This is a genomic window from Cohnella rhizosphaerae, from assembly GCF_029525575.1.
Taxonomy (GTDB): domain Bacteria; phylum Bacillota; class Bacilli; order Paenibacillales; family Paenibacillaceae; genus Cohnella; species Cohnella rhizosphaerae.
Genome location: NZ_JAPDIA010000007.1, coordinates 476,709 through 495,460, shown reverse-complemented (window position 1 = coordinate 495,460; position 18,752 = coordinate 476,709). Strand labels below are relative to the sequence as shown.

15 protein-coding genes are annotated in these 18,752 nt (G+C 60.1%); 2 read left to right on the top strand and 13 right to left on the bottom strand.

Annotated features, from left to right (window positions below):
* Positions 1-52 precede the first annotated feature (52 nt).
* The 10 genes from OMP40_RS20105 to OMP40_RS20060 all read right to left on the bottom strand — a co-directional run bounded on the left by OMP40_RS20105 (position 53) and on the right by OMP40_RS20060 (position 11,864).
* Positions 53-2,695, bottom strand: a complete 2,643-nt coding sequence (locus OMP40_RS20105) for an S-layer homology domain-containing protein (protein WP_420872023.1) — start codon at positions 2,693-2,695, stop codon at positions 53-55.
* 213 nt (positions 2,696-2,908) lie between these two features.
* Entirely contained in the window at positions 2,909-4,585 is a 1,677-nt protein-coding gene (locus OMP40_RS20100; RefSeq protein ID WP_277534022.1) for an S-layer homology domain-containing protein, read from the bottom strand.
* Between the two features lie 38 nt (positions 4,586-4,623).
* A complete protein-coding gene (locus tag OMP40_RS20095) occupies positions 4,624-4,914 on the bottom strand; it encodes a hypothetical protein (protein WP_277534021.1) in 291 nt (96 codons plus the stop codon).
* Between the two features lie 31 nt (positions 4,915-4,945).
* Entirely contained in the window at positions 4,946-5,350 is a 405-nt protein-coding gene (locus OMP40_RS20090) for a hypothetical protein (protein ID WP_277534020.1), read from the bottom strand.
* A gap of 70 nt (positions 5,351-5,420) precedes the next feature.
* Positions 5,421-6,761, bottom strand: a complete 1,341-nt coding sequence (locus tag OMP40_RS20085) for a hypothetical protein (protein ID WP_277534019.1) — start codon at positions 6,759-6,761, stop codon at positions 5,421-5,423.
* Positions 6,762-6,943: 182 nt separating this feature from the next.
* Entirely contained in the window at positions 6,944-8,086 is a 1,143-nt protein-coding gene (locus OMP40_RS20080; RefSeq protein WP_277534018.1) for a response regulator, read from the bottom strand.
* Positions 8,083-8,448 carry a sensor histidine kinase gene (locus OMP40_RS20075; RefSeq protein WP_277534017.1) on the bottom strand — a complete coding sequence of 122 codons (366 nt, stop codon included), beginning with the start codon at positions 8,446-8,448 and terminating at the stop codon, positions 8,083-8,085. The genes OMP40_RS20080 and OMP40_RS20075 overlap by 4 nt, the downstream gene beginning before the upstream one ends.
* 16 nt (positions 8,449-8,464) lie before the next feature.
* A complete protein-coding gene (locus OMP40_RS20070) occupies positions 8,465-10,132 on the bottom strand; it encodes a histidine kinase N-terminal 7TM domain-containing protein (RefSeq protein WP_277534016.1) in 1,668 nt (555 codons plus the stop codon).
* Positions 10,133-10,229: 97 nt separating this feature from the next.
* Positions 10,230-10,679, bottom strand: coding sequence for an Rrf2 family transcriptional regulator (locus OMP40_RS20065; RefSeq protein ID WP_277534015.1), 450 nt, complete (start codon positions 10,677-10,679; stop codon positions 10,230-10,232).
* Between the two features lie 156 nt (positions 10,680-10,835).
* The gene (locus OMP40_RS20060) at positions 10,836-11,864 is read right to left on the bottom strand and encodes an SDR family oxidoreductase (RefSeq protein WP_277534014.1); all 1,029 of its coding nucleotides are present in this window, start codon (positions 11,862-11,864) and stop codon (positions 10,836-10,838) included.
* A 252-nt stretch (positions 11,865-12,116) separates the two neighbouring features.
* On the opposite strand from OMP40_RS20060, the gene OMP40_RS20055 reads away from it, so the two are divergent.
* Positions 12,117-12,581: a carboxymuconolactone decarboxylase family protein gene (locus OMP40_RS20055; RefSeq protein WP_277534013.1), complete on the top strand. Its 465-nt coding sequence runs from the start codon at positions 12,117-12,119 to the stop codon at positions 12,579-12,581.
* A gap of 222 nt (positions 12,582-12,803) precedes the next feature.
* Positions 12,804-13,700 (top strand): sigma-70 family RNA polymerase sigma factor, encoded by an 897-nt coding sequence (locus tag OMP40_RS20050; protein WP_277534012.1) that lies wholly within the window; start codon positions 12,804-12,806, stop codon positions 13,698-13,700.
* Between the two features lie 53 nt (positions 13,701-13,753).
* Here the strand turns inward: OMP40_RS20050 and OMP40_RS20045 are convergent, their stop codons facing one another.
* The 3 genes from OMP40_RS20045 to OMP40_RS20035 all read right to left on the bottom strand — a co-directional run bounded on the left by OMP40_RS20045 (position 13,754) and on the right by OMP40_RS20035 (position 18,752).
* A complete protein-coding gene (locus OMP40_RS20045) occupies positions 13,754-15,610 on the bottom strand; it encodes a cache domain-containing sensor histidine kinase (protein ID WP_277534011.1) in 1,857 nt (618 codons plus the stop codon).
* Entirely contained in the window at positions 15,603-17,291 is a 1,689-nt protein-coding gene (locus OMP40_RS20040) for a response regulator (RefSeq protein ID WP_277534010.1), read from the bottom strand. The genes OMP40_RS20045 and OMP40_RS20040 overlap by 8 nt, the downstream gene beginning before the upstream one ends.
* 195 nt (positions 17,292-17,486) lie before the next feature.
* Positions 17,487-18,752 carry an FAD-dependent oxidoreductase gene (locus tag OMP40_RS20035; protein WP_277534009.1) on the bottom strand — a complete coding sequence of 422 codons (1,266 nt, stop codon included), beginning with the start codon at positions 18,750-18,752 and terminating at the stop codon, positions 17,487-17,489.

The following is an 18,752-nucleotide window of genomic DNA, read 5'->3' as shown; positions in this document are numbered from 1 at the left end:
AAAAACACCGCGCAGCGCGCCCCGTATCTCCGCGACTTTCAAGCAATCCATCTCAGTATTCAGATACGGCGACCGTTGAGTCGACGAGGAGGTCATTCCCTGCATAATCTGTAAACCCACTGCCCGTGATGCGGAATTTGCTCGAAGACCCCAGAATATGTGTCGCTTTGCCTTTGTCGGTTAGCGTAACGATAATGCGATTGTCGACAAAATCATAAACAAAATCGTCCGATTCCAGCGGCACATAATCACTGCCAGTGCCGTCTTGCGAAAACGTCACGTAGCATGAGTACAAACTTGCCGACAACGCCTCGCTCGACGTCAGCGTGAACTGACCGTTGCCGTATTCGCTGCCCAGCAAGGTTGGCGTCGTCTCGTCCATAATGATCGGCATCGTCACGCGGCTGACCTCCCTGCCGTCTTCCTTGACAGTAAACACCAAGGCCGCTTCCGTGCTCTCCGTGGCGTCGTCAATCGGATGGACGGTAATGCCGTTAGTCGCTTCAGAGAGCACAACGTATTCGGACGTGGATTCAACGGTAACGGTACCTACGACGTTGCCTTCGTCCTCTACCACGTTAAACACGTTAAACGCCGGATTGTCGCTGTCATATTCAATCGTTTCGTTCTGAATGCCGCGTTTAATTTGCAAATAATTTTTAATGTTGCGCTTGTTGTACTGTTCATAGCTCTCGGCAGACAGTACCGTATCGCCCGCCGTACCGGTTTTGCCGCTGTTGAGGTAGAAAGGGCGCTCAAGCAGCGAGGCCTTCAGCGAATGCGAGACCGCTTCCCGGAACGTCGCGAGCGCTTCCTGCAAGGCCGCCTCCGCGCTGTCGACCTCCGCCTGCGTGGCTCCGGAATTGGCCTTCGCCTCTTCCGCAGCTTCAATCGCTTCGTTCAGCGCGTCGATCGCGCTCTGCGGGTATTCGCCTTCCAAGGTGCCGACCACTGCCGTATCGGCAAGATCCGAAGCGGCTGCGATCGCTGCATTCAACTGCGCGAGATCGATATGGACGACCGCATCCTTAAACGTATCGATTGCCTCTCGCAACGTGAAGGCTGCGCCGTCGATCACCGTCTGCGTTGCTCTTTTATCGGCCTTGACAGCTTCGGCAGCCTCAATTGCCTCTTTCAGCGCGTCGATCGCGCCCCGAGGATACTGACCCTCCGCTCCGCCTGCCACCGCCGTATCGGCATAGCCCGATGCGTCGGCGATCGCATCGTCGAGCAGCGTAGTACCGACATGTACGACAGCATTTTTAAATACATTGATAGCCGTGCGCAATGTCGCCGCCGCGCTATCAATCGCCACCTGCGTTGCCCCGGTGTCGGCCTTTACTGCACTGGCAGCTTCAATCGTTGCTTTCAACGCGTCAATCGCGCCCTGCGGATACTGGCCCTCCGCTGCGCCTGCGACCGCCGCATCGGCAATGCCCGAAGCGTCGGCGATCGCTGCATCGAGCGCGCTCTTGTCCGCAACCGTGGGCGGATTGTACGATACGGGTGCCGATGGCTTCGTTACCGGCGCGCCGCTTGCCGATACGATACTGCCGATCTGCGCCTGAACCTGGCTCAGATTCGTGACGATGTCCGCCAGCGCGATACCGTCCGGCAAGACCAGCCGGTCGATCCGCACGTCGCTGCCGATGGTCAGTTTAGCTTTTGGATCGGTAATCTGTATCTCGCGATAGGAGCCTTTGCCGGAAAGCGTCACCGCCTGCCCGGTCAGCTCCAAGCGATCGACGCTCGCGTCGACGGATACGCTGGAAGCCTGATTTTGAAGGGTAAGATGTTTAATCGTTCCTCCGCTAATCGCTACATGATCGCCCGATACCTTCAGCGTACCTCCGGCGGGCATCCCTGTTGTATCCAGCTTTACCGGAGTCTCCTTCGTGCCTGCGGAAACGATCTCCAGCTCTTTCAGCTCGTTCACGTTCCGAACGGCGGATTTGAATTTAAGCACCGCGCCCAAGAGCGCCTCTTTGTTGCCGCCTTCAAGCAGAAGCCGTTTCAACGCGTCCGACACGAGCAAAGGCGTCCCGCCTACCGTGATCACGTCGCCATCGACCTTCGTTATGGTCGCTGTCTGCTCCTTTTCAGCGAAAATATCTACCAGGAACTGCGCGATATCCGCCCTCGCTACCGTCTGCTGCGGTTGGAAGCCATCGTCTTCCGGGGTCATCAAACCTAGCCGGAGCGCGGCTTGCACGGATGCTGCCGCCCAACCGCTTGCTCCCGAGGCGAGCGCAGGGTCCGTCTCCAGCCCGCCGGTCGTGTTCAGGCCGTTGACTGCGCGCACAAATACGGATGCCAGCTCCTGACGGGTAACCTTGCGGTTCGGATCGAAGCCGGTATCCGTTCCGTTCATCAATCCAGCCTTGCGAACCGCATCGATATAACCGGCGCTCCAGCTGTCCGATGCAACATCCTTAAAGCTTGATCCGGCATTCGTATCGATCGGAAGATGCAGCGCTTTAGCCAACAGCACGGCCAATTGCGTTCGCGTGAGCGACTCTTCCGGTTTGAACGCTCCGTTCGGATAACCGCTGATCAGCCCAAGCGAGACCGCTTGGCGGATAGCCGCCTGCCGGTCGGCCGAGACCGAATCGATATCTTTTAACGAAGCTTGCGCTACGGACACCGGAGGAGCTGCGAGCACGTTCCTCGCTCCGAATGCAGATGTGGCGATCATGCTTGCCAATAATACTGCTTTCCAATTCGTCGCCAATGTGATCCCATCCCTCTTGATGAATTATCTTAACGCTGCGATTGCGATTTCGATCCGAAGCGCCGCCTCCGTAACCTCGACACCTTCGCCGATTCGATGAGCGCCACGCCTCCTTATACAAGCGGAAGAACCGTCAGGCGTATTCCCGACGGCCTTCCGTTTTCGTATGCGGCGCGATCAGTCGATCAAATCCGCGTACTGCATAAACCGCTTCAGCATGACGGCCGCTTGCGCGCGGCTCGCGTTCGCCGCCGGCACGAACGTGTCGTTCGTCATGCCGGTGATGATGCCGGCATCCACGGCTTGCGCTACCGAGGCGCGGGCCCAGCCGCCGATCGCGGACTTGTCCTTGAAGCCGTTCAACGAGGCTTCCGAAGACGCCGTCGACGTGGAGCCTTGCGCGTATGCGACGGCTCTCGCGATCATCACCGCCATCTGCTCACGGGTGATCGTAGCGCCCGGCTTGAAGCTGCCGTCTTCGAAGCCTTCGATCAGCTTCGCCTTTACGGCGGCGCCGGTCGCGCCGGCATACCATGCGCCGGAAGCGACATCCTTGAAGCCTGCTGCGCCATCCGCGTCGGGCGCGAGGCCCAGCGCGCGGACAAGCAGCGCAGCGAACTCGGCGCGCGTGATGCTGCTGTTCGGCGCAAACTTCGCGTCGGACACGCCGTTCACGACGAGCTTGGAGGCAAGCAGCTCGACGTCAGCTTTGGCCCAAGGCGCGGTCAGATCCGCAAACGCCTTATTGGCCGTCAGCACCGTATAGACGCTGTTGCCGTTGCGCTTGAACGAGATTTTAAAAGTTCCGTCCGACTGCTTCGTGAACTGCGCAGGCACGAAGGTCAGCGCGCCCGTCTGCGGATCGTACAGCGCGACGGTCGAATGCGAAGCGTCAATCGTGCCGGAAGCGACGACCGTACGCGATACATAGGTCGATCCGAATTCATTCAGCTCGGAAGTCTTGCCGCCGCCGGAAGCGACGATCGAAAATTCGATCGCGCCGCCTTGCTGCGAAGCGCCGATACTTGCCGCACTTGCTTTAATCTTGGCGTTAATGTCTTCTGCGGACGGGACGATATTGACTTGAAGGCTGATGCTTCCCGGCTCAGCGCCGAGACTCGCCGCGATCGCGTCGAAGTTCAGCACGCCGAGCGGCAGCGAATACTCTCCTTCGCCGGTCTGAAGCGATACGATCGCGCCCAACGAGGCGGCGTCCTTCAAAACGGAGAACGGCAGGTTAAACTGCACGGCATCGCCCTGCTTGCCCTCGTAGGCAATGTATACGACAGGCGCCGCGCCCTTGTTGTCCTGCTGCGCAGCCTTCTTCAGCGCGTCGGCGAGCGATGCGCCGTCTTGCGTGATGACGGTCGTCGAGCGGCCGTTGACGTCTACCGTTGAGGTCGTATTCTTGCCAGTATCGACCACGACCGGTTCAGCGCCGCCTACCGGCGTGATGACCTTGCCCGGCGTAGGAGAAGGCGTTGGCGTCGACACCGATCCGCTCGGAGGCGGCGTTACCGTTTTTGCCGTCACTTTAAAGGTCTTGCTGGCGACCTCGCTGCCCTGCCCGGCAACGACCGTATACGTACCTCCCGGTTCGCCGGACCCGATCGTAAACGGCGCCGCGTATTGACCTGCGGTCACGGGCACGATATTGAAGTACACGATGCTGCTGTCAGGACGCAGCACCTTGACGATGACTTCATCCAGCGTGGCGGTGCCATTTATTTCGACTTGATCGCCCGCCGTGACATCCTTCACGTCCTGCAACGAGACGACCGAGCTCTCGGCATAAGCCGCCGCAGCCGGCACGAAGGCCATGCACAGCGTCAAAATCATGAATATACGAAGCATGCGCGATTTCACTGCTTGTTTCCCCGCTCCCTTATCGATCATGGATTGTAATTATTTTGCGGCATGATCATCGCTTCGTCGATCTCCGCCTGCGTCTTCACTGTGCCGAGGTTCAGCCCCATATATCCGGTATCGCTGTCAAAGCTGCTGACGACAAACGCTTTGACGGTGTAATTCGTGCTGTCCTTGTCGCCAATGTTGAATTTTGCGGTATAGGTCCCCGTCCCGATCGCCAGCTCCGCGGTAGCGATGCTGACCGGCGTCGTGCCGTCGAACAATTCGAATACGACAGCTTGCGAACCGACATTCGCGTTCGAACTGTTCATCATGGCCAGACTGTTATTGTTGTACGATTGGTTATTATAAATAAAGACTTTTGCCGTAATGCCGCCGGATTTCGTTACGGTAGGGGATGTCATATAAAAAACATCCGAGGTCAGAATGGCTTTGCTCCACATATAAGTGAAGCGATAGCCCTCCGCTTGAATTCCCACTTGATAGTTGCGGCCTTTTGCGAAGACACCCTTTTTTAATCTTCACTTTACCGGATTCGATCTTGTACTCGGAGGCGGACAGCACACGACTGGAACCTGCATAATCGTCCCAGATGATAACAGAACCTGCATGAGCAAGCCATGCTGCATTGCCCGAGAAGTTCAACTCACTGTCCGAGTTGCTGAAGAGATAGCCGCTGAGCACCGATTCTTCGGTGCCGACTAGCATCTCGCTCTCCTCATTGACCGCGATCCGGTGCTCGTCCGACAATGCACCGGCCTTGATCTTGACGCGGACGGTCCCTGTAGAGATCGGATCTTGAAGCAGAATATCGACCCGTCTATCGTTTAAAAAAAACCTTGTCTCCGGCGGACAGCGGCATGAAGTTAACGCCGTTATCACGTGAGATCAAAATCTCATTCTTAAGATGAGAGCCGTCTTGATCGATAGTCGCATCGACAAGATTACCAGGCTCAAATCCGTAATAATAATTGTAGAAACCAATTGTCAAATATTTGCCGCCTAGTTGGAAGGAACCCCAGGTGGCGACAAAAGGGTTAGATAGATTCGGCACATAAATGTTTTCTGTGTAAAATGTCTCTTCGTTGCGATTTCCGTGAAGATCCTGGACAGGCGTCAGGTTGACTTGGAAGTTGTGATAATGGCTGTCCAGAATCGAGGTTACGTGAATCTTAATCTCGGAGCCTTGAACGGTCACTGTCGCGTCTTCCGGAAGTGGTCTGGTGTAGTTTCCTTGGTTCCAATCATAGAGCTTGATATTCTGTTTGAACGTCGCCAGATCAGCATCCGAGATCGTGACATCTTCGTTGAATTGGAGCGTGAGGCTCAGCAGCTCGTCCGAAAAGTAGTAATTTAACACTTCGGGGCCGTCCGTGTCTGTAGAACCGCCTTGAAGATAAGGCGTGATGAAGGAATCTTCTGCGTTCAAATAATTGCCCTCGGCACTCTTCAATGCTCCGCCGTAAATACGCACCTGATAATTGGCTCCGCTCAGCGGCTTATCCAAGGTTATGGTGAGCGAATCATCGATCACCGTTACACTGTCGTTTTCGCCCAAATCAAAATACTTGTCAGGATCCCCAATCAGAGAAATGCGCGATTTCAGCGCTTCCTTGTCCTCTTCAGTAGCCAGCGCCTGCAAATTCCGGTCGAACGTAACTGTAATGACCTTATAATCGTCGCTGACCGCGGCGCCTTCGATAACTGGCGGGCTTACGGAGAGATTTAATTCTTCCGTCAAGACGTTGCCATTCGTATCTTGTAGCAAGCCTGCGGCGAGCTTGACGCGCGTCTTCGGTCCGGTAACGATCTGCAGGCCGTTATCGTATCCGATCGTCAAGAAGTCGCTTTCTCCCCAATAGAGGTGCGCTAGTCCGTTCACCAGCGGCGAGAAGTGCTCGCCATCCTGCGCGATCTGAATCTGGCTTAGCCGGTAAGCCTCGACCGCGGCTTCATCGTCTTCGTCTATGGTTTCGGGCAGTGCTGGTACTGCTTCAATATTTTCGTTGAAATGCAAGGTAACGTAGCCGGAGCCGCTCTCGGCGCCGACAAATACCGGCGGCGTCATATCCGGGTTCGGTTCCGCACTCGCTGCAGGCGCGTACGAAAACGCGGCGAAGATTAACGTCGCCAGCATCAGAAAGACTGAAACTTTTTTCATTCTTCTTTGGTCACTCCTATGTGTTTTATTAATTCCTTTGGCCTATCCGCAAGTATAAATGACGCCAATGACGGCAAAATGACAAACTTCGACGAAAATCCATTGCTTCCGCCGCATGCGAAAAAAGACTCATCCCGAGCGGGAACGAGTCTTCCGGTCAGCTTCCTCTATCGATCTATCTCTTACTCGACGGCTTCCAGCTGCGTCAGCAGCTGCCCGTACAGCTGGTTCACCTCGATCGACGGCCGGACGCCCAGTTCTTCCTGGAGCACGCCCGAATATTTCGTGAACAGCCTGACCAGGGCTTCGCGATTGTGCTGCGCAGCCAGCGCCTTCATGTAGAGCTTGACCGTATCCTCGTCGAGCTCGTTATGCGCCGAGAGCTTCGAGAGCAGACGGATCGCGGCTTGCGTATCCCCGCGGTCCAGCAGTGTCTGGCTGAGCCGCAGGACGAAAGACGCGTACATTTGGGAGACTCGCTCGACCTCGCTCCACGCCCAGGGATAAGAGAGATCCCCGAACAGCTGGCCGACATAGGCCCGTTCCAGGTCAATCGCGCGTTCCAGGTTGGCCCCGTCGATGACAGCCATCTCGCGGCAGCCCTCTTCGAAACGGTGGATATCGACCTCCGCCAAGGCGAGATTCAGCGCATAGTGATTGGCGTCCGAGTGCAGGCTTCCCTTCATGCCGATCGCCTCGAGCAGCTTGCGAAGCTGATAGGCCGTCGTGTTCAGATAGATCTCCGCGTTCTTGCGGGGCATGCCGCCGAAGATGTCCTCGATGAGCCGCGCCCTGGAGACGAGGCTTCCGCGCTGCAGGACCAGATAGGCGCATAGCTCCGCGCTTTTGCTGGATTTCCACTTGACCAGCTCGCCCTGCGCGCCGCGGATCTCCATCCGCCCGAGGCCATTCACCCGCACTTGCGGCACGGGAGCTGTCGGGCGAACCGGCCCTCCTCTATGTTCGCTCGCTTCTGCCATCGCCCGTCGGACGGTATGCTGGAGCCTCTCCTGAACGACGGGCTTCACCATGAAGTCGTAAGCATAGACGTCGAACGCGGACAGCGCGAACTCGGTATGCGAGGTCACGAAGACGAGCTTCACGTCCCTGCCGCTTGCCCGAAGGCGTTGCGCGAAGTCCATGCCGCTCTCCTTGGGCATGTTGATGTCGATAAAGATCAGGTCGACCGCGGCGTCCCTCAAAAAAGCCTCGGCCGATGCGGTATTCCCGAAGCTGCCGACGACTTCGACGCCTTCGATTTTGGCCAGCATGCGCTTCATGATCAGATGCATCGCCTTTTCGTCGTCCACGATCAATACTTTCATCCGCTCACCCGCTCCGCCATCGGATCGCCGCCACGCGCGGCATTGCCCTCCGCAGCCGGTACGGTGAAGTAAAAGGTGCTGCCAAGCTCCGGCGTGCTGTCGAACCAGAACTCGCCTCCGTTCAGCCGCACGAACTCCTTGCAGAGCGCGAGTCCCAGTCCGACGCCTCGCTCGCCCGCCGTTCCTTCCGTAGAGACGGCGTGCGCCTCCCGCAGCAGCGTATAGAGCCTTTCTTCGGGAATGCCCATGCCCGAATCGCTGACGCTGACGGTGAACATCCCGCCCGACCGCGAAGCCCGCACCACGATGTCGCTGCCGAGCTCGGTGAACTTGACCGCGTTGGACAGCAGGTTTCGCAGCACGAGATCGAGCATCTCCTTATCCGCGAATACGATCGCGGCCGGATCGATGTCGGATGTAATCCGAATGCCCTTGCCGTCGCTGCGGCCTTGCAGAAGCCGGACATTCCGCTGCACGGAATGGGAGAGGCTCTGCGCGATCGGCGCGAACACCATGCCTCCCCGTTGGCTGCGAAACCATTCGAGCAAGCTCTCGACCAGCGCGAAGGTGCTGTGCACCTGCCGGCTCATCTCCTGCACGATCTCCTCGTGATCCTCCCCCGCAAACCGACGCCTCCTCCTCCAGGAGCTCGGTCAGATTGAGAAGCACCGCCATCGGATCCCGAATATCGTGCGCCACCACGTTGAACATCTGATCCTTGAAGGCGTTCAGCTCGCGCAGCTGCCTGGCGTTCTCGATCAACTGCTCCTCCGAGCGTACCGCGTCCGTCACGTCGCGCAGCAGCAGCATCTTGCCCGCTGGCCTGGATCGAAAATCGGCGATGAACGACACCTGCAGGCTGTAATAACGGCCCGCCGCTTCGTCCCTCAGCAGCTCATTGTCCTCGGTGCCCGGCATTCGGTCGATTCGTCTGAGAAGCTCGGGATTGGAGGCAAAAGCGACCGATGCCGGCTGGCCGATGCCTTTTTTGCGGCTCAAGCCTTGAATCGTGCGGCCCGCCGCTTGATTGAAGCCGGTAATGTTGTGTTCCAGATCCAGCAGCACGACGGCGTCCTGCATGGACTCGAATACCTTCTGCAGCGCCATCGGCGCGAGCCGCAGCAAGTTGAACTGATAGATGCCGAACAGGAAAAAGATGTTCGAGAGGAAGAAGCCGAAGGGAGATATATCGAAAGGCGTGGGCAACGCTTCGCTGAGATAGACGAGCGTGGAGCTGTAGGGCGCAAGCGATCCGATCAGCATGAGAACGACATGCTTTTTCATGGCAGGGGCGGACTTGAAATACATGCGAAAGAGCAGAACGACCCCGACGAGGATCAGCGCGTAAGCGTACACCACGTGAACGTAGTACAACGGCCCTCTGACGATCCGCGCCAGCGGGAAGCCCTCGGAGTAATCGAGCGTGAGGCTTCTGTAAAAGAGATGATGCCACTCGTTCGTATTGTGGGCGATAAACGTCATGACGGGTATGACCATCGCGGCGACAACGGACCATTTGCGTATGTAAGCCTGCCGCCCCGTATACTGGAGTACCATGATGAACCAAAATACGGTGCCGAACGGGATGCCGATGTATTCGATGCGCAGCCAGAAGCGGATGGTGTCGAGCGACGTGCTGACAAGCTCCGATGCGTAGCCGAACGTATAAAACGCCGTGCTCAAAATGCACAAGCCGTAGCTGAGCGCGATGGGCAGTTCCCTTCTTTTCCAGCACAGGTAGACGACGACTGCGGAGCCGCCGGTAGACGCGATTAGCAAGGCCGACAAGTATAAATTGAAGTTCATAAAGAGGGAGGCTCCTCGCGCAGCTGACAGGCTGAATATACGTTCGGGATGCGCGGTTCGCCGTCGGCAGAGGTTGGCCGCAGAATCCGCTTTTCCAGTATACACCCCTTCGATGACGGACAAATGACAAATTTCGACGTAGCTGTCTCCCTTCGCATTGACGAGGAGCCGGTCCCGTCCTTTGCGGTAAGCGCCGGTGCGCTTGATGACTCCGATATTCTTATTCGTTGCCTGCTCCATAAATAAGGGCTTCTTTCGAACGGATGTCGCTTATGCGCGGAAATGAGCAAAGGTACGTTGTAACCGAAATGGGTACATCCCAATCAAAGAAAAGCGATTAGCCGTTCCCGGCACGCTTTCCTTCGATCTCCCGAGCAAGCACGTCGACGAGCTCGCGCATCGTCACGGCCGCCAGCACGCCTTCCATCGCCGCTTGCGCCTTGACCATCATCAAGCGCAGCACCTGCTCGATATTGGCGCCTACCGGACAAGCCGGATTCGGCTGCTCGTGCATATGGAACAGCCGGCCTTCCTCCACGACGTCAACCGCGCGATAAACGTCCAGCAGGGTGATCTCGTCCAGCTCGCGCGCCAGCGTGGCGCCGCCGCTCCCCGCCTTGACGTTCGCGAGTCCCGCCTTCTTCAGATGGCCGAGCACCCGGCGGATGACGACCGGATTCGTCCCGACGCTGCCGGCCAGCCACTCGGACGTATGGTGATCCTGCGGCCGAATCGCGAGCAGGGACAGAATGTGTACGCCGATGGAAAATCTGCTGCTGATTTGCATAAGCAACACCCTTTCGTTGTAACTATTATAGTTACGTCTTACTTAAAATGTCAACATCTGCGACCGCGCGCCGGATAAGCGTTTCTTTCCGGAATTGCCTCGAAAAAGGGAAGCCGCGCCCTCGCTGCAGCTTCCCTCTAATGGTATGCTTGGACGCTAGTCGGCAAGCGATCGTCTGACAGCCGAGGCCGCTTCGTCGAGCGCCGCGATCACGCTGTCGCACCATGCGTCGAATTCGGGATCCTCCCGCTGCAGCTCGGGATGCGCCAGAATGTGCGCGACGGTCCGCTTGATCCCCTGATCAAAGCGGATGTCGGCCGTGAAGCCGGGGACCAGACGCTTGAGTTTGGCGTTGTCGAAGACGACGGAGTTCGCCTTGTCTCCGATTAACCCGCCCGTAAAATCCTCCCGGCTGCACGCCGCCAGAAATTCGGAAGGCGCATGAACCGCGCTCAGCGGTACGTCGAGCGCGTCTGCAATCGCCGTATAGATCTGGTTCCAGGTCAACGACTCGTCCGACGTGATCTGCACCGATTCGCCGATCGCATGCAAGTTGCCCATGAGTCCGATGAACCCTTTGGCAAAGTCCTCGTTGTGCGTCATCGTCCACAGCGAAGTGCCATCCCCGTGAATAAGGACAGGCTTGCCCTCGAGCATTCTTTTGGCTACCTGCCAAGAGCCCTTGCTCCCGTGTACGCCAAGCGGTATCGAACGCTCGTCGTACGTATGGCTCGGCCGAACGATCGTGATCGGGAAGCGCTGCTCGCGGTACTGCTTCATCAGGTACTCCTCGCAAGCGATCTTGTTCCTCGAATATTCCCAATACGGATTGGCGAGCGGCGTACTCTCCGTGACCCGGTAGTCGGACAGCGGCTTCTGGTAGGCGGATGCGGAGCTGATGAAAATGAACTGCTTGGTTTTCCCAGCGAAAAGTCGGTAATCCCGCTCCAGCTGGGCAGGCACGAAGGCGATAAAATCCGCCACCACGTCGAACGACATGTCCCGGATCAAATCCGCCACGCAGGACTCGTCGTTGATGTCGGCCTCCAGCGTCTTGACGCTCGATGGCAGCCCTTCGTTGCGCGTGCCCCGGTTCAGCACATACAGCTCGCAGCCTTGCGCCGCCAGCTGTCTCGTGATCGCGGCGCTGATCGTACCCGTGCCGCCGATAAATAACGCTTTCATTTAAAAACACCTCCGCGAAATTTGGGTGGCATGCGGCAACATCCGACTCTACCTATATTCGCCGCCGGCGGGACCGGTCCTGTCTCGGAACGGATAAGTTCCTGAATACGTCCTTTCGTTTCACGCTGCCGTGCTTGGGGAACCATTGGAGTGGGATCGGAAAATCGCATGCAGCCGTCCTGTCACAAATCCGTCCGCCTCATTGTCATAGATAACAGGAACGACAAATACGAGCTAAACGGAGGAATCGACATGCAATTGCGAATGAACTATAGGACGGCGAACCAGGCCGCTTTCCAGACGCTGCTGAAGCTGGAGGACTCGGTCAAAAAGCTGGGCCTTGAGCCCGCGCTCTACGAGCTGATCAAGATTCGCGCGTCGCAGATCAACGGTTGCGCCTTCTGCGTCGACATGCATACGGCCGACCTGCGCAAAATGGGCGAGTCCGAACGGCGGATCAACCTGATCCCCGTTTGGCGCGAAGCCCCGCAGTTCACCGAAAAGGAGCGGGCCGCGCTCGCCCTGACGGAAGCGCTCGTGCGCATCGCCGACGCAGGCGTGCCGCAACATATCTACGAGGAAGCTCGCCGTTACTTCAACGAGGGCGAGTACATCGCGATCGTCATGGCGGTCAACGCCATCGGCAGTTGGAACCGCGTCGCGATCTCGACGGGCATGTTCCCCGGCTGCTTCGACAAGCAGGCGACGCAGGCATGAAGACGCCGGTTTGCCGTCGTTAAGCGGTATGCGGGCTCAGGGCTCAGTTTGCGTTACGGTTTCCGCTATATGGGATAAAGGCGTTCATTCGATGACGCTGCCGGTTCGCGTACGACGCGTAGGAACATTCATGAAGCAAAGCCACCCGGCCGGGTGGCTTTGTTGGCTTGGCAAGAAGAAGTCGGATAAAATAATGGCAACCCAGAAACGGAGGCGGACTCCTTGAACAACGGCGAAGCGCCCCAAGACGTCGAACGGCTTTACCGCGAATACAAGCCCCTGCTGACTTCGATCGCCTACCGGATGCTCGGCTCGATGAGCGAGGCGGAGGATGCGGTGCAGGACGTGTTCGTCTCCGTCAACAAGATGGAGGGCGGCGGGGCGATCGAGCACCCGAAGGCGTATCTCGTCAAGATGACGACGAACCGCGCGCTCAATATGATGAAGGCCGCGCCCCGCCGCCGGGAAAGCTACCCGGGGCAGTGGCTTCCCGAGCCGATCACCGAGCCGGACGACAAGGAGCAGCCGCTGGAACGCATGCTGTTGCAGGAGCGGCTCGGCTACGCGATGCTCGTGCTGCTGCAGACATGCACGCCGCCCGAGCGGGCCGTGTTCGTGCTGCGCGAATCGTTCGGTTACGACTACGCCGAGATCGCGTCGATGCTCAACAAGAGCGAAGCCGCCTGCCGCAAGCTCTTCAGCCGAGCATCGGCCAAGCTCGGTCACCTGGCGGCGGAGCGGGAGACGTCCGCGGAACCCGCGATGGATCGCTTCGTCCGCTCGTTCGAAGAGGCGCTCGCCTCCGGACGCCCGGATTCGTTCATCCACCTGCTTGCCGAGGATGCGGTGCTGCTGAGCGACGGGGGCGGCGTCGCGCGCGCGGCGATCAACCCGATCGAAGGCCCGGCTCGCATCGCCGCCTTCTTCAAGGGCATCGCCGGCAAGGGCTCGCTCGACGGCAAATGGCGGCGCGTGCGCATCAGCGGGCAGCCCGGCCTCCTGCTGGAGCGGGACCGCCTGACGCCGGTCGCCTATGCGTTCGAACCTGACGGCCATGGCGGGATTCGCGCCATCTACATGGTGTCCAATCCGGAGAAGCTGACGCGCCTCGCGTACTAAGGCGTCGGCCGTTGTTCGCCGGAAACGGCGGAGTCCCCCTGTCTATGTGACGACTACGCTCCTCCGCCGCCGTCCTCCGCTCTCAGCCGGACCGTGACCGTCGTGCCCACTCCCGGCGCGGATACGATCGTGAGCCCGTACCCGTCTCCCGCGTACAGCCGGATGCGCTCGTTGACGTTGTACAAGCCGTACGAGCTGCCGGTTCCGTCCGGCTTCGCGTCCGTCGGCGCCTCGGCGAGGAGCCGGCGCGCCTGGGCCTCGTCCATGCCGATGCCGTCGTCGGATACGGCGAAGACGAGATCCCCGTCCTCCGCGCGGGCGGAGATGACGATCGTGCCGCGCTTGCCCTTGGTCTTGCGGATGCCGTGCAGCAGCGCGTTCTCGACGATCGGCTGGAGGATCAGCTTCGGCATCCGGCAGGCGTCAAGGCCCGGCTCGACGTCCAGCCGGAAGCCGAACGTGTCGGGGAAGCGGCTCTGCTGAATTTCCAGATATACCTCTGCCAGACGCAGCTCGTCCCTCGCGCCGACGATGCTCTGCCCCTTGTTCAGGCTAAGGCGGAAATACTTCGCCAGGCTGTCGATCATCTGGCTGATATCCGTTGCGCCTCGGCCGATCGCGATCCAGTTGATCGTGTCGAGCGTGTTGTAGAGGAAGTGCGGGTTGATCTGCGCCTGCAGCGCAGTCAATTGGGCCTCCCGCTCGTGGAGCTGCGCCTTGTACTTCTCCTCCACGAGCGTGCGGACGCGCAGAACGAGATGATCCACGCTGCGTTCCAGCACGAGGAAGTCGCTGGTCAACGCCGGCAGATCGCTTAGACCGTCCGTGCCTTCGCGGCGGATCGTCGTGATGACCTTTTTCATCCGCCGGTTCATGCCCCGCACGATAAAAGCGAGCAGCACGAACGGCAGAAAGAGGAACAGCGCCGTATACTCGAGCAGCGAGGTCAGCCCCGACGCTTGCGTGAGCTTGGCCGCGCGGCGGGACAGCTGGGACGCGGTCCCCTGGGCCACGAGCTTCCAGCCGGTCGGCTCGAGCGTCGTGTACAGCACCTCGCCGTCTTCCGCTCCGAGGACGACCGAGCGGCTGCCCTCCGGCCCGCTGCCCAGCACCTCCTGCACCTGCGGCGGCACCTGCGTGCCGACGAGCGACGCATCCGGATGATAAACGATCGTGCCCGCCGCGTCCGCAAGATAAATTTGCGTGCCGGGCGCGAATTGAAGCCCCGACAGAATATCCGTCACGAGCTTTTCCTTGACGTCGATCATCTCCACGCCGGACACCTGATCGTACCGGTCGGGATCGCGGAGCATGCGCGCGGCGGAGATGACCCGTACCCGGCCGTCCTGCAGGTAGGTTTCCTCGTAGTCCCCGATCCAGACCACGCCCCCGTTGCCTGCGATGATATCCGCGTACCACGGCTTATCCTTGATGCTCTCGAGGGAAAAGAAATTGATTTTTTCGTCGGCATAAATCTTGGACTTGTTCACGAACAGACGAATGCGAAACACGTCCGGGTTGGACTGCACGGACTCGACCAGAAACCGCAAATCCTTCACGACTTCGAGCTGGACCCCGATCGATTGGTCGTCCGCGCCGACGGACAGGTACTTGTGCAGGTTGCTGTTCATGAACGCCGCGTCGCTGATGTCCTCGATGTGCGCGAGCCGGTAGGACAGATTGCTGCCCGCCTGCTTCAGCGCCTGCTGCATCGTGCGCAACACTTCGTTCTTGAGAATGGACGCCGACCGCTCGTAATAGCCGTACAAAATGATGCCGGCCGGCAAGACGATGAGCGCGAGATAGACGAGCAGCCATTCCTTGGGGATGGCGATGCGGCGCAGGAACCGGACGAGGCCGCCGGACACCGCTCCCGACAGCCGCGCGAGCCAGCGCAGCGGCTTACGCATGTCCGTCCCGGAACGCGCTCGGCGTGAGACCCGTTTCCTTTTTGAACAGCTTGGTGAAGTAGCTCGGGTCGGTGAATCCGATCGCGTGGCAGATGTCGTACAGCTTGTACTGCGGATCGCGCAGCATCGCCTTCGCCCGCTCGATCCGAACCTGCGTAAGATACTCGCCGATCGTCCCGCCGGTCTCCTGCTTGAAAAGGAGGCTGACGTAAGTCGGGGTCAAGTAGACCTCCTTGCCGATCTCGGCCACGGTCAAGCCGCCTTCCGCATACCGCCGCCCGATAATGTCCCGTACCCGCTCCACCAGATTGGCCGTCTTGCCGGAGCGCTTGTCGCGAATGCGTTCGTATGCCGCCGCCACATAAGATTCGACGAGCCCGCGCATGCCGCTCAGCGTCTCCTGGGCGAGCAGCGACTCGAGCAGCTCCGCCTCCTCCCGCTCGAACGCCGACTGCGCGTTCAGCTCGAGCATCAGCTGGCCGACCGCCAGGACGATCTGCAAGCAGACGTTGCGGCCGTAACGCAGCCCGTCCCTGCGGCCGCGGTTCAGATCCGCGAACAGCCGGTCCAGCACTTCCCGCAGCGTATCCGGATTGGCTGCCTTCAAGGCGGAGACCAGCGCTTCCCGGTCGTCGCGGCCATAGCCGCCGGGACTGTCCGCGTCCTCTTCGGCGCCGTCCAGGCTGTCCATCGTGATGATCTGGTTTTTGCCCAAATACCACTTGTGTTCGGCCGCCTCGCGCGCCTGCCTGTAGCTGGACGCGACACCGCCGAGGCTGCCGGCCTGCTCTCCGATGCCGATCGTCACGCTCAGCTTGAGCCAGCGCTCGAGATTGTCCCGGATGTCGCCGGCGAGCTTGAGCAGCGACTCCGCCGCGTCCGGCCCGTCCGGCCCATCCGCGCCGCCTGCCCCCTCCGCACCGTTCGCCCCGTTCGCACCGTTCGCCCCGTTCGCCCCGTCCGCCCGCAGGATGCCGACGAACGCCCCGACGCCGTGCTCGAACATATAGCCGCCCAGGCTCCGGTCGATCAGCTCCTGGCAGATGTTGAGCACCGAATACCATAGCAGCTGGCGGTCCAGCTCCGACCGGCTGCCCGTCACCTCCGCCAGGTCGTCGACCGACAGGGCGATGACCCAATACGGCGCCTCCTCGGGCAGGTCCAGCCCAAGGAAAGCCGCCCGCTCGCGCAAGTCCGTCCGCGGCGCGCCTCCGACGAGCGACAGCAGGAACTTCTCGCGCAGCAGGGGCATGCTCTCCTGAAGCTTGCGGAGCCGCTCCTCGTTCGCCTGACGCTCCCGGCCCCGCGCGTCCAGCTCGGCGACGACGCGCCGGACGACCTCTCCGAGCTCGTGCAGGTTGACCGGCTTGAAAATGTAATCGACCGCGCTCACCTTCAGCGCGGACTTCAGGTACTCGGCGTCGTCGTGCCCGCTGACGAAGATGATCTTGACCTCGGGGAAGCGCGCGGAGATGTGCTGCGACAGGGAGATGCCGTCCAGGTTCGGCATGCGGACGTCCGTCAGCACCAGGTCGGGCGGCTCGCGCTCGATGAGCTCCAGCGCCACGTCGCCGTCGTCCGCCTCGCCCGCGACTTCGATGCCGCGGGAAGCCCAGTCGAAATAACCGCGCAAGCCCGCGCGCACCGTCGGTTCGTCGTCTACGATCAGCAATTTGTACATGCCGCCATCCCCTTCCGCCACTATGCCTCAATGCGCCCGCGAACTCCACGGTCCCGAGTTGCTCGGTTCTTCCTGCTATCTCCGCTCATCCGAGCCGCGGCTGCCCCAAGTTAGCCGTTCTTCCTGCTAACTCCGCTCATCCGAACATCCGCAGCCCGCCTTCCAAGCACCGCGCTTCCTGCGCTCGCGGCTACCTCACACCGCCGACGCCCCTTGCCGGTACAGCCGCACGCCCTGGCGCTCCAGCTCGGCGTGCAGCTCCGCCATCGGCGCGTCCTTGAGCGGCGTGCCCGCTGGCGTCAGCGCGACGGCGGCGCCGGCCGCCTGGCCGAGCGCGTAGCACGTCGCCTGCACGCGCATCGACGACATCGCGACATGCGTCGCGGAGATCGCGCGGCCCGCCACGAGCACATTGTCGAGCCCCGCCGGCACCATGCACCGGTACGGGATGTCGTAGCCGTCGACCTTGCGTTCGTCCGTCGTCTTCTGCGCGTCGGGGCTGTGGATGTCGATCTCGTAGTTCGTCTGCGCGACGACGTCGGGGAAGCGCGCTCCGCCCACGACATCCGCCTCGGTCAGCGTGTACAACCCCTCGATCTGGTTCGTCTCCCGCACGCCCGTCTGCGGGGCGATGTGGGAGATGGCGTACGTCTCGAATCCGGTGCGCTGCAAGTAATTCGCGATCGAGAACACCTGCCGCAGCGCCTCGGTCTCCGCATGATTGACATCCTCTATTTTAGCGCCGTTGCCCTTGACGCGCGACATGTTGACGAGCAGCGAGCCGTCGCCGTTCCGCTCCCAGTACAGCCGGCGTCCCTGCGGCAGGTCGGATACTTCGTTGTATTCGTAGCACCCTTCGGGCAAAATCTGCCGCACCGGCTTGCCGGTATCCTGCATCGTGAACATGAGCGTCATCGGCTGCGTCAGACCGTCCGCCTCCCGTCCCGCATGGTACGGCACCCCCGCGTCGATCGCGACCCGCGCGTCTCCCGTGCAGTCGATGAAGCAGCCGGCCTCGAACGCCCGCAGTCCCTCGCGCGTCGAGACGATCGCCGCCTTCATTCGCCGGCCCTCCACCACCGAGCCGACGAATTCGCAGTGGAAGAAAACGTCGACGTTCTCCTTTTTCATCTTCTCGTTCAAGTACTGCCGCAGCAGAAACGGCGAATATTGCGGCGCGATGGACTCGTCGTGATCCGGCGGCAAATACTCGGCCAGCATGTCGGCGATGATCTCGCGGTAGATGCCGGTTACGTTGCCGACGGGCATAAAGACGCTCACGTTGGCCAGCGTGCCCATGCCGCCGAGCTGGGCGGACTTCTCGAGCAGCGCGACCTTCTTGCCCCCGCGCGCCGCCGCGATCGCCGCCGCCGTGCCGGCGGGGCCGCCTCCGATGACGACGACGTCCGCCTCCAGATAAGTCTTGACCTCTCGCGTAAAAGCGTATCCTGTCGTACTCAT

What these genes read in the sequence shown, in the direction of transcription:
- OMP40_RS20065 (WP_277534015.1), bottom strand. Translation starts at nt 10,679, where the DNA reads ATGCAAATCAGCAGCAGATTTTCCATCGGCGTACACATTCTGTCCCTG.
- OMP40_RS20045 (WP_277534011.1), bottom strand. Translation starts at nt 15,610, where the DNA reads ATGCGTAAGCCGCTGCGCTGGCTCGCGCGGCTGTCGGGAGCGGTGTCC.
- OMP40_RS20040 (WP_277534010.1), bottom strand. Translation starts at nt 17,291, where the DNA reads ATGTACAAATTGCTGATCGTAGACGACGAACCGACGGTGCGCGCGGGC.
- OMP40_RS20095 (WP_277534021.1), bottom strand. Translation starts at nt 4,914, where the DNA reads ATGATGAACAGTTCGAACGCGAATGTCGGTTCGCAAGCTGTCGTATTC.
- OMP40_RS20100 (WP_277534022.1), bottom strand. Translation starts at nt 4,585, where the DNA reads ATGCTTCGTATATTCATGATTTTGACGCTGTGCATGGCCTTCGTGCCG.
- OMP40_RS20105 (WP_420872023.1), bottom strand. Translation starts at nt 2,695, where the DNA reads ATGATCGCCACATCTGCATTCGGAGCGAGGAACGTGCTCGCAGCTCCT.
- OMP40_RS20055 (WP_277534013.1), top strand. Translation starts at nt 12,117, where the DNA reads ATGCAATTGCGAATGAACTATAGGACGGCGAACCAGGCCGCTTTCCAG.
- OMP40_RS20070 (WP_277534016.1), bottom strand. Translation starts at nt 10,132, where the DNA reads ATGGAGCAGGCAACGAATAAGAATATCGGAGTCATCAAGCGCACCGGC.
- OMP40_RS20085 (WP_277534019.1), bottom strand. Translation starts at nt 6,761, where the DNA reads ATGAAAAAAGTTTCAGTCTTTCTGATGCTGGCGACGTTAATCTTCGCC.
- OMP40_RS20080 (WP_277534018.1), bottom strand. Translation starts at nt 8,086, where the DNA reads ATGAAAGTATTGATCGTGGACGACGAAAAGGCGATGCATCTGATCATG.
- OMP40_RS20035 (WP_277534009.1), bottom strand. Translation starts at nt 18,752, where the DNA reads ATGAGTACGACAGGATACGCTTTTACGCGAGAGGTCAAGACTTATCTG.
- OMP40_RS20060 (WP_277534014.1), bottom strand. Translation starts at nt 11,864, where the DNA reads ATGAAAGCGTTATTTATCGGCGGCACGGGTACGATCAGCGCCGCGATC.